The sequence below is a fragment of the Pseudonocardia sp. EV170527-09 genome, assembly GCF_008369905.1.
Lineage (GTDB): Bacteria > Actinomycetota > Actinomycetes > Mycobacteriales > Pseudonocardiaceae > Pseudonocardia.
Window position 1 is genome coordinate 1 of the sequence record NZ_VRMC01000067.1, and the last position, 13586, is coordinate 13586.

A 13586-nucleotide genomic window follows, 5' to 3' on the forward strand; every position below is an offset into this window, starting at 1 on the left:
ATGACGATCGACCCCCGCTCGGGCTTGAGCAGCCCGATCAGCGACTTCAGGAACACCGACTTGCCCGTACCCGACGGCCCGAGCAACACCGACACCTCACCCGCGGGCAGGGTCAGGCTCACGTCCGACCAGATGTTGGCCCGACCGAAGGACTTCGTCAGTCCCTCGACCTTCACCTCGACACCGGTCACGTGTCGCCTCCTCGCGCAATAGACCGACGAACCGCACCGGGGCCCGGGAACGCTGGGGAGCGGGGGCCAGTCTTCGGTGCTGAACGGCACAACGAGTCTGCGCGTCAGGGGTTACTTGCGGGTCGGCGGGGGCGCCGATCAGTGACCGTACCGTATTCTACGTTATGGTCACTGAGGGTTACAGATCACCGCAGATTGTTGCGGACCGTGGGTAACAGTGCTCCCGGTCGGGTAGCAGGGCTGGTCCGAACGGCCTGAATGGGCGCGGTCGGCCGGTTCGGCCACCACCGCCCCACCCGCACAGAGGATCACCCGATCGGCGGCGTCACGTGCGGGGCGTACGACAGGATGAGGCGCTGGTAGTCGTCGAACAGGGCACGCAGGAGATCGCGGTCGCGGGGGTCGCAGGTCTGCTGGTACCCGGCCATCAGCGAGATGCCGAAGACGGCGAGCCTGCGGGCGTCGCCCGGGTCGGGCACCACCTCGGCCACCACCTGTTCCAGCGCGATCCGGCGCTGCACGTCCACGCGCGCCTGGGCACGACCGACCTCCGGGTCGATCTGGGCCCACGCCCGGATCGCGGCCTCGGCGTCGTGTCGCAGGGCCACCGTGAGCTGCTTGACCACGTCGATCCGCTCGACCGGGTCCGCGGTCGCCCGGGCCAGCTCGACGATCCGGTCGGTCTGCTCGGCCTCCCAGTAGCGCAGCAGCCCGCGGACGAAACCCGCCCAGCCGCCGAAGTGGTGGTAGAACGATCCGCTGGTCACACCGAGGGACCGGCACAGCGGGCCGATCTTCAGCCCGGCCGCACCCTCGCGCGCGAGGATCGACATCGCGGCGTCGTAGTACTGCTCGGCGGCGATCTGCCGACCCGTTCTCCTGGCCACCCAGCCCCCTCTCCACCACCCGTGCCGACCCACCAGGGTGCCACGCCGGACGCGCGTCCGATCAGAAGATCCTGCGCGGCGGGCGTCCGGTCCGCGCGTCACGCGTCGGGTGGACGGGACCCGGAGCAGGGCCGGGCCGGGCCGCCCCAGCGCTGCCCGCCGGGGCGGGACGGCGTCGGTCCCGAACGACCGTGGCGGGCGGCGGAGCGACCTCCGCGTCCTCCGAGTCGGGGTACTTCCCCAGTAACGTAATCTACGTTACGTTCCGGTGGCAACGACGCACACTCACGACGACGTGGAGGAACCGTGCCCGGATTCACCGACGAGGACGAGCTGTACCGCTACATCGGCGGCATCTTCGAGACCGCGCTGGCGGACCCCGAGCTGTCGCCGAAGCTCCGCAGCACCGGTCTGGTCCTGCGTCAGCAGTGCACCGACCCGGACTCCGCGCTGATCATCGACCTGCCCGGGGCGCAGGTCTGGAAGGGCTCCGACGCCGGCGCCCCCGAGCCGCAGGCCACGATGACCATGTCCACCGAGACCGCGAACGCCTACTGGCAGGGCACGGTCAACCTGACCTTCGCCATGGCCAAGGGCAAGGTGAAGGTCGAGGGCACGGTCACCAAGCTCCTGCAGCTCGCGCCGTTGTCCAAGCGCCTGTTCCCCACCTACGTCGAACGTCTCAAGGCCGACGGCCGCGAGGACCTCCTGGTCACCAAGTGAGCCGCCGGGTACTGGTGACCGGTGCCGCGTCCGGGATCGGCGCCGAGGTCGCGCGCCGGTTCGTCGATGCCGGCGACGAGGTCGTCTCGCTGGACCTGAAGGACACCCCCGTCGGCGTCGCGCGGCACGTGCACTGCGACCTGTCCGACGTCGCGTCGATCGACTCCGCCGTCGCCGCGCTCGACGGGGAGTTCGACGCCCTGTGCAACGTGGCCGGGGTGCCCGGCACCGCGCCCGCCGAGCTCGTGCTGCGGGTGAACCTGCTCGGGCTCCGTCACCTGACCGAGTCGGTCGTCGAACGGATCCGCCCGGGTGGCGCGATCGTGAACGTCGCCTCCATCGCCGGCTACGGCTGGGCCGACCGGCTGACGGCGCTGCGTGAGCTGCTCGCCACCGACACCGTCGACGAGGGGCTCGCCTGGTTCGCGGCGCATCCGCAGGCGGGCAACGCCTACAACTTCTCCAAGGAGGCCCTGATCGTCTACACGATGCTCATGGCCCCCGTGTTCGGCGAGAACGGGGTGCGGATGAACGCCGTCTGCCCCGGCCCGGTCGAGACCCCCATCCTCGGCGACTTCGAGGAGTCGATGGGCAAGGAGAACCTCGACGCGCTCGCCGCGTTCCTCGGCAGGCACGCCACCCCCGCCGACATCGCCGGTCCGGTCCTGTTCCTGGCCGGTCCGGAGTCCGCCTGGATCAACGGACACGCGCTCGTCGCCGACGGCGGCATCAGCGGTGCCGTGTTGACGGGCATGATCCCCGCACCCGAGATCTGATCCGGTTCCGACGACGCAACCGCGAGGAGGCAATCCCGTGACCACCACGGAGAAGCGCCCGTACGACCCGCTCGACATCTCCACCCAGGAGTTCTGGGCGCGGACCCCGGATGCCCGCGAGGAGCGGTTCGCCGAGCTGCGCCGCGAGCGCCCGCTGTCCTGGCACCCGCCGGCCGAGACCGATCTGCTGCCCGACCCCGACGCCCCCGGGTTCTGGGCGTTGGTCACCCACGCCGACATCCAGGCAGTCAGCCGCGACGCCGAGACCTTCGCGTCCGGCCAGCAGTACGGGGGCGTGATGCTGGAGGACGTGCCCGAGGACATGCTGGAGGCCGCGCACTCCATACTCGCGATGGACGCGCCGCGCCACCACCGCCAGCGCAAGGTCATCAGCTCGGTGTTCACCCCGCGCCGGGTCCGTCAGATCGAGGAGCAGATCGCCGAGCAGGCCCGGCTCATCGTCGACGACCTGCTCGCCGGTGACGGCTCGGCGGACTTCGTGACCGCGGTCGCGGCGCGGCTGCCGATGTGGACGATCTCGCAGATGATCGGCATCCCGCCGGAGAGGCGGCAGGAGGTCGCCGACGCCGCCAACGCCATGGTCGGCTGGAACGACCCGGACTACATCGGCGACGGCGACCCGATGGCGGTGCTGCTCAACGGGCTGATGACGCTGCACACCGCGTCGTTCGAGCTGTCCGCGCTGCGCCGCGAGTCCCCCGCCGACGACCTGATGACCGCCCTGGTGCAGGCCGAGGTCGACGGCGATGCGCTCACCGACGAGGAGATCGCGGCGTTCTTCGTGCTGCTGTGCGTCGCGGGCAACGACACCACCCGTCAGACCTCCAGCCACGCCATCCTGGCGCTGGACCGCAACCCGGACCAGAAGCGGCTGCTGACCGAGGAGTTCGACGACCGGATCAAGCCCGCCGTCGAGGAGTTCGTCCGCTGGGCCAGCCCGGTGCTGACCTTCCGGCGGACCGCGACCCGCGACACCGAGATCCGCGGGCAGCGGATCGCCGAGGGCGAGCGGGTGGTGCTCTTCTACCACTCCGGCAACCGCGACGAGGCCGTCTTCACCGACCCGCACGTCTTCGACATCACCCGCGCCGAGAACCCGCACGTCGGCTTCGGCGGCGGCGGCCCGCACTTCTGCCTGGGCCACCACCTGGCCAAGACCCAGCTGCGCGCGTTGTTCCACCAGCTCCTCACCCGGGTCCCGGACCTGTCGGTGGGCGAGCCGGAGTTCCTGACCGGGAACTTCATCAACGGCATCAAGCGGCTACCGGTGACGTTCGGGACGGCGTCGTGAAGCTCGGCCTGGCGCTGGGCTACTGGGGCGCCGGGCCGCCGCCCGGAACGGTGGAGAAGGTCGACGCCGCCGAGGACCTCGGCTTCGACTCGATGTGGACGGCCGAGGCGTACGGCTCGGACGCGTTCACCCCGCTGTCCTGGCTCGGCTCCCGCACCACGCGGATGCGCCTGGGCACCTCGGTCGTGCAGATGTCCGCGCGCACCCCGACCGCGACGGCGATGGCCGCCATGACGCTGGACCACCTCTCCGGCGGCCGGGTCGTGCTGGGCATCGGCGCGTCCGGGCCACAGGTCGTCGAGGGCTGGTACGGGCAGCCGTACCCGAAGCCGCTCGCGCGCACCCGGGAGTACGTCCGGATCCTGCGCGCCGCGATCGCGCGGGAGAAGGTGCTCTCCGACGGCCCGCACCACCCGATCCCGTACCCGGGCGGCACCGGGCTGGGCAAGCCGCTGCGCTCGACGCTGCACCCGTACCGGACCGACCTGCCGATCCTGCTCGCCGCCGAGGGTCCGAAGAACGTCGCGCTGGCCGCCGAGATCGCCGACGGCTGGCAGCCGCTGTTCTACGCACCCCGGCACGACGCGCACTACCGCGAGTCCCTCGACGCCGGGTTCGCCGCCCGCGGCGGGCGCCCGGACGGCTTCGAGGTCGTCTGCATGGTGCAGGTCGTCGTCGACGACGACGTCGAGGCCGCCGCGGACCGGATCCGCCCGTTCCTCGCGCTCTACGTCGGCGGGATGGGCGCCAGGGGCGCGAACTTCCACTACGAGGTCTTCGCCCGCATGGGCTACGAGCAGGAGTGCGCCCGCATCCAGGAGCTCTACCTCGCCGGCGACAAGGACGCGGCCGCGAAGGCCGTACCGACCTCGATGGTCGAGCAGGTGGCGCTGATCGGTCCGAGGGCGAAGATCGTCGAGGAGCTGCCGGTGTTCCGCGACTCGCTGATCACGACGATGGTCGTGGACGGTGCACCCGAGCACCTGCGCACGATCCGCGACCTGGTCGGCTGAGGCCCCGGGGCCGTCCCACCCGCACGGATGCGGTGGGACGGCCCCGGATCACCGTGCGGCGAGGTAGGCGGGCCAGCTGCCGTGCTCGGTGACGTCCCGGGCCCCGGGCGTCGCCGTCGTGCAGACGATCCCGGCGACCGGATCGCCGTCGTCGAGCAGGACCCGGCCCGGTGCGAGCGGGGCGGGCAGCACCAGGCCCGCGGCGGCCGCGGCGGGCAGGTCGAACACCTCCACCTCGATCGCCGCCCCGCCCGCGCCGACCCGGAGCAGCCCGCCGCGCGGGACGTCGCCGTCCAGGGCGAGCAGCCGGTACTCCGGCGCGGTCACCCGCACCGCCCGGAACCGGGCGCCGAGGGCGAGCAGCTCGTGGTGCAGCGGCTGGCCCCGCCGGTGCGCGGCGACGACCGCGAACCCCCCGGTCAGCACGGCACCTCCGAGACGTGTGCTGCCACGATCCGCCAGGCGCCGCCGAGCCGCGCCCAGGTCTGGGTCTGCCGGCCCTCCCGCGCGCCGTCCGGGTAGCCGAACCGTGTGCTGACGACGGCCGCGTCGCTCCCGAGGGCGAGGACCGTCGTGCCGGACAGCGTCCGCCCGGCCGGGACCCCGGGGTTCGCCCGGCGCCATGCGGCGATCTGGGCGCCGCCCTGCTGGCGGTCGGCGACGCCGTAGCGGACGCAGCGGTCGTCGTCCCAGAACAGCTCGGTGAGGACGGCGACGTCGGCGTCGCGCAGCGCCCGCTCGTACCGGTCGAACGCCGCCCGCACCTCGGCGACGACGTCGGGCCGGTCCAGCTCGTCGGCCGCGGTGACCGTGCCGCGGGTCATGCCGTGGCCGGGCGGGGTCCGCCGACGGCGTCGGGGCCCTCGGTCGTGGCCGGGGCCGCAGCCGGCCGAGCCGGCTGCGGCTCCGCCGGGGCGACCGGCGCGGCGGCGGGCTCCGGCGCGACGGCCTGCCGGGCGGTGGCGCCACGTCGGGTGCCCCACCCGAACGCGGCCAGCACGATCGCCGCGAACAGGTAGCCGAGCGCGATCTGCCCGCCCACGTTCCAGCCGACGGCCTCGGCGTGCATCAGCCCGACGAACCCGAGCACCGCCCCGGCGGCGGAGTACGCGGCCGCGGCGAAGAAGTTCTTGTCGATGACGAACGCGGTGATCGAGCCGAGCACCAGACCGGCGAGGATCGCGCCACCGCCGAGCAGCACGGTGCCGTGGTAGACCAGCCCGGCCCCGGCGAGGGCCTCCTCGCCGACCCGGGCCGCGGTCGTCCCCGCGGCCGACAGGGCGTTGTTCATCAGCCCGGTGGCCCAGGCCGCGATGTTCGGGACGATCGCGATGACCACGGCGACGGCGTGGCGGCGCGGGGTCTCCTGGAACGCCTGGGCCCCGATCAGCAGGCCGATGTAGAGCAGGATCGGCACGATCGCCGGGGTCGGCAGCAACGCTCCGAGCAGCGAGAACAGCCCGAGGAAGCACATCACGGAGATGAACACCCCGGATGCCAGCGAGTACGTCGTCCGGCCGCCCGCGGCCTTCCAACCCGGGTGTCCGATGTAGACCGCGGGCGGGAACGGGCAGCCCATCGCGGCACCGACGACGGCGCCGGCACCGTCCGCGGCGAGCACCGCGCGCATGTTGTACTCGTCGCCCGCGACGGCCGCGGACTCGATGTTCGTCATGCCCTCGGTGAAGTTGTAGATGCCCAGCGGGATCGCCGTGGCGAGCAGCGGGGCGACGTCGGCGAGCCCGGCACCGAGCCGGGCGAGGTCGAAGGTCGGGAGGCTGATCGCGACGTCGCCGGCGGCGGAGACGACGTCGGGCACCGACATGTACCCGCCGACCCAGCCGATCGCGGTGCCGACGAGCAGCGCGGCCAGCCCCACCGGGATGTTCCCGGGCAGCTTCAGGTCGGTGAAGAACCCGATCAGGATGATCACCATGACCGGCAGCGCGATCCACAGGGCCTCGAACATCTGCGCGGCCGGGCGCATCGAGATGAACGCGATCGAGACACCGGCCAGCGTGCCGAGCATCGCGGCCTGCGGGGTGAACCGCCGGATCCACGGACCGACGAACGCGCCGAGCAGCACGATCAGCCCGATGATGAACGACCAGGCGAGACCGGCCGCCCACGCGGTGAGCGGGTTCCCGGTGGCCAGCGCGATCGGCAGCATGATCACGAAGACGACGATGAACATGTGCGGCACGGACGGGCCGTAGGGCATGGCGCAGACGTCCGTGCGGCCCTCGCGGCGCGCCAGCCGGCGGGCGAGGTAGGTGTAGTAGACGTTGCCGATCAGCAGCTGGACGCCGAGCGCCGGGAGGATCACCCCGAACACCTCGGCGCCGGGGATGTTCACCACCCCGATGCACAGCCCGGTCAGGGTCAGCACGTTGACCAGCGTGTTGAACCCGAGCCCGAAGAACGCGTTGGTGTCCCCCGCGACCCACCAGGAGAGCCTCATCGGCTGGGGTGCGGTATCCGTCGTGGTCATGCCACGGCCTCCCGGGTCAGTGCGGTGAGCAGTGCGGACGAGGGCGCGACCCAGCCGAAGATGCCGCCCTGGGCGACCACCATCTCCAGCGCGACGCGGTGGAACTCGGGGAAGTAGGAGCCGGTGCAGTCCGAGAGCACGAGGCACTCGTAGCCCCGGTCGTTGGCCTCCCGGACGGTCGTGTGCACGCAGACCTCGGTGGTCACGCCGGCCACGATCAGGCTGGTGATGCCGCGGGACCGCAGCTCGGCACCGAAGGTGGTGCCGTGGAACGAGCCCTTGCCGGGTTTGTCGATCACGAGCTCGCCGGGCTCGGGCCTCAGCTCGTCGATGATGTCGTGGCCGTACTCGCCGCGGACCAGGATGCGGCCCTTGGGCCCCGGGTCGCCGATGCGCAGGCTCGGCTCGCCGCGGTTGAGCTTGGCGGGCGGGCAGTCGCTGAGGTCCGGGACGTGGCCCTCGCGGGTGTGGATCACGGTCATGCCCAGTGCACGGGCGGTGCGCAGGACCTCCTGCAGCGGCGGGATGACGCTGCGCAGCAACGACACGTCGTTGCCCAGGGTCTCGCCGAAGCCCCCGGGCTCGCAGAAGTCCCGCTGCATGTCGATGATCAGCAGGGCGGTGGTCGCGGGGTCGAAGGTGAAGGTGCCGGGGTCGGCGTCGACCGAGATCACGAGTCACTCCAGGTGGTCGCCTCGACGACGGCGTCGGACGACCCGACGGCGCCGAACACCCCGCCCTGCATGGTCACCATGTGCAGGGCGGCGTCGTGGTTGGCGGGGTCGGTGGCGCCGGTGCAGTCGGCGAGGATCAGGCACTCGTAGCCGCGGTCGTTCGCCTCGCGCATGGTGGTGTGCACGCAGACGTCGGTGGTGATGCCGGTCAGCAGGATGTGGGTGATCCCGTTGGAGCGGAGGACCAGGTCGAGCTGCGTGGCGTAGAACGCGCCCTTGCCGGGCTTGTCGATCAGCACCTCGCCGGGCACCGGGGCGACCTCCGGCACGATCTCCCAGCCGGGTTCGCCGCGGACGAGTATCCGCCCCACCGGACCGGGGCTGCCGATCTCCGCCCCGATCCGCCGCGACCGCCAGCGCTTGTTCGCGGGAAGGTCGGACAGGTCCGCGGCGTGTCCCTCCCGGGTGTGGACGACGAGCATCCCGGTCTCGCGGGCGTGCGCCAGCAGCCGGGCGGTCGGGGCGAGGCCCTGTCTGGTGAGCTCGATGTCGTATCCCATCCGGTCGACGTAGCCGCCGGGCCCACAGAAGTCGACCTGCCAGTCGATGCAGATCAGCGCAGTGCGGGCGGCGGGGACGGTGCCGTCGTAGGGCCAGGGGTAGGGACGGGCCGCGACCGGCCCGATGGTGGCGGTGCGGGTCGCGGTGTCGACTGCGGTGTCGACTGCGTCGGTCGTCATGGCGCCTCCGGTTCCGGTGGTCGGTGCGGGCAGAGGGGACGGGCGCGGTGCGGGCGGTCTCATCGCGGCGGTCCGAGCAGCGCGGCCGCGGCGTGCAGCAGCCGGGCCTCGGAGAAGGCGGGGCCGAGCAGGGTGACCCCGAACGGCCGTCCGTCGTCGGTGGTCCCGGCGGGCACCGCGACGGCGGCGAGGTCCAGCAGGTTGGTGGCCTGGGTGTAGCGGCCGAGGACGAGGTTGCGGACGACCGGCTCGGCGGCCAGCTCCGCCCGGGTGAACGTCGTCGGCACGGTCGGGAGCAGCAGGACGTCCGCGGTCGCGAACAGCCGGGCGACCTCGGCACGCAGCTCCTGCAGCCGGTACCGGGCGCGGAACGCCTCGACGGCGGAGAACCGGGCGCCCGCCTCGATCACCGCGCGGGTCACCGGCAGCACGGCGTCGCGGTGGGCGTCGAGGACGGCGGCGAGGACGGCGAGCCGTTCGGCCACCCACGGCCCGCCGTAGAGCAGGTCCCCGGCCTCGCGCAGGGCCACGGTGGAGGTGCCGACGGTGCCCGCGGCCCGGGCGGCGACGGTCGCGGCGACCCGGGCGAAGGCGTCGGCGAACCCGGTGTCGACCGTCCCGTCACCGCGGTCGAGATTCAGGTCCTCCGGCAGCGCGACGACGACCGGGCCGGCGCCGGGGGCCTCCGGCGGGGCGGCCCGGGACCACGGGTCGTCCGGGTCCGGCCCGGCCAGCACCGCGAGCACCTCGGCGGCCCCGGCGAGGTCGCGGGTGAACACGCTGACGCAGTCCAGCGATCGGCAGGCCGGCAGCATCCCGGCCGTGCCGACCAGGCCACGGGTGGGCTTGAGCCCGACGACGCCGTTGAGCGCGGCGGGCACCCGCCCGGACCCGGCGGTGTCGGTGCCCAGCGCGACCGGCACCAGCCCGGCCGCGACGGCGACGGCGCTGCCCGAGCTGGACCCGCCGGAGATCAGGTCGCCACCGAAGACGCTCTCCGGCGCCCCGTAGGGCGAGCGGCCCCCGTTCAGACCGGTGGCGAACTGGTCCAGGTTGGTCTTCCCGACGACGATCGCGCCCGCCGCGCGCAGCCGCCGGACCGCGGTGGCGTCGGCCTCGGGGGTGCGGGTGAACGCCGGGCAGGCGGCGGTGGTGGGGAGACCGACGGCGTCGATGTTGTCCTTCACCGCCACCGGCACGCCCCACAGCGGGTGGCCGGCCGGGTCGAGCCCCTCCAGCTCACGGGCCCGTCGGTGCAGCTCGTCGGCCGGGGTGCGGGAGATCCAGACGTGGTCGTCGCCGCGGGCGTCGATCCTGGCGGTCAGCTCCGCGACGACGTCCGTGGGACGGAGGGCGCCGGAGGCGTAGCCGGCGCGGAGGCCGGACACGGTCGCCGAGGGGCTGGACAGCAGCTGCATTCCGTCGATTGTCGACAGTTTGGTGTCACCTCAAGGTGTCCGAGGTAACAGCTGCGTGACGTCTGCTACTGCTCGTGCAGCTCGGGGCCGAGGTAGGCGCGGCCCCCGTGGTGGGCCAGCGCGTCGAGCACACCCGCCCGGTCCCCGGCCACGACCGCCTCGTACAGCCGGCGGTGGCGTCGTGCCCCCTCGGCCGGGGAGCGCTGCTCGGCCTCACGACGCATGTTGGTCGCCATGTACAGCTGCAGTTGCAGGATGACCGGCTCGAAGACCCGGACGAGGTGCCGGTGCCCGGCCAGCCCGACCAGGGCCAGGTGGAACTCGCGGTGCGCCTCGGCGCGGTCGACCGCGGCGCCCTCGCCGTCGTCGGCCGCGGCGCGTTCGATCCGTTCGGTGGCCCGCTGCAGGCGGGCGAGCCGGGCCGGGTCCCGGCGCCCGCTCCCGGCGAACATCTCGTCCACGGCGAACCGCTCCAGCGCGTCGCGCAGCCCGAACAGCTCGGTCATGTCCCGGGCCGAGAGTTCGCAGACCCGGACCCCGCGCCGCGGGAGGTGCTCGACGAGTCCCTGCTCGCCGAGCTGACGCAGTGCCTCGCGCACCGGCGCCCGGCTGATGCCGAACCGGCGGGTCAGCTGCTCCTCGACCAGCCGCTCCCCCGGCGCGAACACACCCCGCAGGATGTCCCGGCGGATCCGGTCGAGCGCCAGCTCCACCAGGCTCGGGGAACCGAGCTCCTCGAGCGGGGCCTCCGAGCTCACCGGGGCGACTCCTGGGGACGACGGGACGGGAGGACGACCCCACCAGCCTGTCAGATCCGGGTCTGTGCGAGTCGCCCCGGTCGTGCTCAGTACCGGATGAGCCCGCGGATGTTGCGCCCGGAACGCATGTCCTCGTAGCCCTCGTTGACCTGGTCGAGGGTGTACTCCTTGGTGATCAGCTCACGCAGCTTGAGCTGTCCCAGGTTGTGCATCTCCAGCAGTCGCGGGATGTCGAACTGCGCCGCGGAGCTGCCGAACAGCGCGCCGCGGATCTGCTTCTCGTAGAGCGTGAGGTCGAGCAGCGACAGCGACGCCGTCTCCTCCTCGGCCCGGGCCAGCGCGGTGACGACGACCCGGCCGCGCTTGCCGACCAGCTGCAGCGCGGGCTGCAGGTCCTCACCCATCGCGACGCCGGTGCACAGGATCGCCGCCTCGGCCATCTGCCCGCGGGTCACCTCGCTGACGATCTCCCAGGCCTCGTCGATGCTGGCGGCGACGTGCGTGGCGCCCAGCTCGCGGGAGCGTTCCCGCTTGTGCTCGACCGGGTCGACGGCCACGACGTACCGGCACCCGGCCGCGCGGGCGCCCTGCACCGCGTTCGCGCCGATGCCGCCGATGCCGACGACGACGGCGGTGTCCCCGGCCCGCAGGTCCGCGGTGCGGACCGAGGAGCCGAAGCCAGTGGTGACACCGCAGCCGACCAGCGCCGCCAGGTCGAGCGGGAAGCCCTCGTCGATCTTCACGGCCGACTTCACCGGGACGACGGTGTGCCGGGCGAACGTGCCGAGCAGACACATCTGGCCCAGGTCCTCGCCGCGGGCGTGGAACCGGTAGGTGCCGTCGAGCTGCGGGCCGAGGGTGGCGCCGGCGCCGTCGTTGCAGAGGTTCGGCTGGCCCTTGGAGCAGTACGGGCAGCGCCCGCAGGAGGGCAGGAAGGTCATCACGACCGGGTCGCCGACCTCGAGCTCGGTGACACCCGGGCCGACCTCGATGACCCGGCCGGCGCCCTCGTGGCCGCCGACCATCGGCAGGACCGCGGGCAGGTCACCGGTCACGAGGTGTTCGTCGGAGTGGCACAGCCCCGACGCGGTCAGCTCGACCATCACCTCACCGGCGTTCGGGGAGTCGAGCTCGACCTCCTCGATCTCCCACTTGCCACCGGGTTCCCACAGCACCGCTGCCGTCGTACGCATGGTGGTGGATCCTGGTCGCGCCGAGACCTCCGGCACACCCGTCGTCCGCGCCAGCGCTGGCCCCCGGGTGCCAGGCCGGTCCTCAGGCGCCGGCGAGCGGCAGGGTGAGACGGGCGACGAGGCCGCCGCCCTCGCGCGGGAGCAGGCTCAGCTCACCGTCCATCGCGGACGCGAGCGCCTCGGCGATCCACAGGCCCAGCCCGGCCGTGCCGCGGCGCTCCCCCAGCGCGACGCCCTTGGCCGTCACGACGCCCTCCTGGCCCGCGGGCAGGCCGGGACCGCGGTCCCGGACCTCCGCGGTGAGCACGGCGCCGTCGTGGGACAGGTGCAGCTCCACGACCTCGTCGCCGGAGTGCCGGGCGGCGTTCTCGGCCAGATTGGTGAGCATCCGGCGCAGCCGCTGCGGGTCGCAGTGGACGGCGGCCCCGGCCGGCTCGACGACCGGGTGCCGCCGGTGGGCGGCGATGCCTGCCGCGTCGAGCACGGCGTCGGCGAGCTCGGCGAGCGCGACGCGGCGGGGCCGGTCGCGCCCGAGCGGGCTGCCGTCGGCGACGGCCAGGTCGGCCAGCCCGTCGAGCATGTCCTGGAGGTGGGCGGCGTGGTCGGCGAGCAGCCGCGACGCACGCCGGGCCGCGTCACCGTCCAGCCTGCCCGCCGCGAGGTCGGACGACAGCGCGGTCAGCGAGGCGACCGGGGTCCGGAACTCGTGCAGCACGACACGGGCACCGTCGAGCCGGGCCCGGCTCTGGGACACGATCCGGTCCCGCAGCGCACGCTCGGACAGGTAGCGCTCGTGTTCGTTCTCCGCACGGGCCCGGGTGGTCGCGATGTCGGCCAGCTGGTGTTCCAGCAACCGCACCTGCACCCCGGTGAGCACGGCGGTCGCGAACAGGAAGCCGGTCCACCACAGTCCGGCCAGGAGCGCGTCGGCGACGGCGACGCCCGGGCCGGACCCGAGCAGGACCGCGACGGTGTAGCCGGCACCGAGCCCGAGCGCGGCGAACCGCGCGACGCGCGGCCCCCCGCGCAACGCGATCGCGATGACGACCAGCGGCAGCGCCCCCACCATCGGACTCGCGACGCCGCCGGTCAACCCGCAGGCGAGCACGCTGAGCACGCCGTCGAGCCCGGTCAGCACGGCCGGGGGCACCGGCAGCCGCCCCCGCACCAGCGAGACGACGCCGAGCACCGCCGCGTACACCGTGCTCAGCCCCACCAGCACCGCGGCGACGACCGGCCGCTCGCCGGTCAGGTCCGGGCGGCTCACGACCAGGCCCACGGCGGCGAGCACCACGCAGAGCCGCAGCACGACGGCCTGGCGTTCCTCCCGGGTGCGTTCGGGGAGCTCACCGGGGTGCGCGGTCACGGTCGGGACCTCTCGGACGGGGACGCGGGTCGGGGCCACATTAG

At 73.3% G+C, this 13586-nt stretch carries 15 protein-coding genes; 4 read left to right on the forward strand and 11 right to left on the reverse strand.

Annotated features, from left to right (window positions below; all coding sequences use genetic code 11):
- A partial coding sequence (locus FVA95_RS19610) for an ATP-binding cassette domain-containing protein (RefSeq protein WP_149665490.1) occupies positions 1 to 191 on the reverse strand: 191 nt, incomplete at its 3' end.
- Positions 192 to 499: 308 nt separating this feature from the next.
- Entirely contained in the window at positions 500 to 1078 is a 579-nt protein-coding gene (locus tag FVA95_RS19615; RefSeq protein ID WP_149665491.1) for a TetR/AcrR family transcriptional regulator, read from the reverse strand.
- Positions 1079 to 1384: 306 nt separating this feature from the next.
- On the opposite strand from FVA95_RS19615, the gene FVA95_RS19620 reads away from it, so the two are divergent.
- From FVA95_RS19620 to FVA95_RS19635, 4 genes are read left to right on the forward strand one after another with little or no spacing between them, the layout of a single operon-like run.
- Positions 1385 to 1801, forward strand: coding sequence for an SCP2 sterol-binding domain-containing protein (locus FVA95_RS19620; RefSeq protein WP_149665492.1), 417 nt, complete (start codon positions 1385 to 1387; stop codon positions 1799 to 1801).
- Positions 1798 to 2577 (forward strand): coniferyl-alcohol dehydrogenase, encoded by a 780-nt coding sequence (locus FVA95_RS19625; RefSeq protein WP_149665493.1) that lies wholly within the window; start codon positions 1798 to 1800, stop codon positions 2575 to 2577. The genes FVA95_RS19620 and FVA95_RS19625 overlap by 4 nt, the downstream gene beginning before the upstream one ends.
- Positions 2578 to 2614: 37 nt before the next feature.
- Positions 2615 to 3889: a cytochrome P450 gene (locus FVA95_RS19630; RefSeq protein ID WP_149665494.1), complete on the forward strand. Its 1275-nt coding sequence runs from the start codon at positions 2615 to 2617 to the stop codon at positions 3887 to 3889.
- Positions 3886 to 4902, forward strand: coding sequence for an LLM class F420-dependent oxidoreductase (locus FVA95_RS19635; RefSeq protein ID WP_149665495.1), 1017 nt, complete (start codon positions 3886 to 3888; stop codon positions 4900 to 4902). Before FVA95_RS19630 ends, FVA95_RS19635 begins: the two co-directional genes overlap by 4 nt.
- A 48-nt stretch (positions 4903 to 4950) precedes the next feature.
- On the opposite strand, the gene FVA95_RS19640 is transcribed toward FVA95_RS19635, so the two are convergent.
- From FVA95_RS19640 to FVA95_RS19680, 9 genes are all read right to left on the reverse strand, one after another.
- Complete coding sequence (locus FVA95_RS19640; protein WP_075310120.1) at positions 4951 to 5328, reverse strand: hypothetical protein; 378 nt, start codon at positions 5326 to 5328, stop codon at positions 4951 to 4953.
- On the reverse strand, positions 5322 to 5726 hold the full coding sequence (locus FVA95_RS19645; RefSeq protein ID WP_149665496.1) for an AtzH-like domain-containing protein: 405 nt from the start codon (positions 5724 to 5726) through the stop codon (positions 5322 to 5324). The genes FVA95_RS19640 and FVA95_RS19645 overlap by 7 nt, the downstream gene beginning before the upstream one ends.
- Positions 5723 to 7393: a regulator gene (locus FVA95_RS19650; RefSeq protein ID WP_149665497.1), complete on the reverse strand. Its 1671-nt coding sequence runs from the start codon at positions 7391 to 7393 to the stop codon at positions 5723 to 5725. The genes FVA95_RS19645 and FVA95_RS19650 overlap by 4 nt, the downstream gene beginning before the upstream one ends.
- Positions 7390 to 8067, reverse strand: coding sequence for a cysteine hydrolase family protein (locus FVA95_RS19655; RefSeq protein ID WP_149665498.1), 678 nt, complete (start codon positions 8065 to 8067; stop codon positions 7390 to 7392). The genes FVA95_RS19650 and FVA95_RS19655 overlap by 4 nt, the downstream gene beginning before the upstream one ends.
- The gene (locus FVA95_RS19660; protein ID WP_193564386.1) at positions 8064 to 8807 is read right to left on the reverse strand and encodes a cysteine hydrolase family protein; all 744 of its coding nucleotides are present in this window, start codon (positions 8805 to 8807) and stop codon (positions 8064 to 8066) included. The genes FVA95_RS19655 and FVA95_RS19660 overlap by 4 nt, the downstream gene beginning before the upstream one ends.
- A gap of 59 nt (positions 8808 to 8866) precedes the next feature.
- Positions 8867 to 10225, reverse strand: coding sequence for an allophanate hydrolase (locus FVA95_RS19665; protein ID WP_149665499.1), 1359 nt, complete (start codon positions 10223 to 10225; stop codon positions 8867 to 8869).
- Between the two features lie 65 nt (positions 10226 to 10290).
- Positions 10291 to 10983: a GntR family transcriptional regulator gene (locus FVA95_RS19670; RefSeq protein ID WP_149665500.1), complete on the reverse strand. Its 693-nt coding sequence runs from the start codon at positions 10981 to 10983 to the stop codon at positions 10291 to 10293.
- Positions 10984 to 11069: 86 nt separating this feature from the next.
- Complete coding sequence (locus FVA95_RS19675) at positions 11070 to 12176, reverse strand: NDMA-dependent alcohol dehydrogenase (RefSeq protein ID WP_043277598.1); 1107 nt, start codon at positions 12174 to 12176, stop codon at positions 11070 to 11072.
- 82 nt (positions 12177 to 12258) lie between these two features.
- Entirely contained in the window at positions 12259 to 13542 is a 1284-nt protein-coding gene (locus tag FVA95_RS19680; protein ID WP_149665501.1) for a sensor histidine kinase KdpD, read from the reverse strand.
- Between the last annotated feature and the right edge of the window lie 44 nt (positions 13543 to 13586).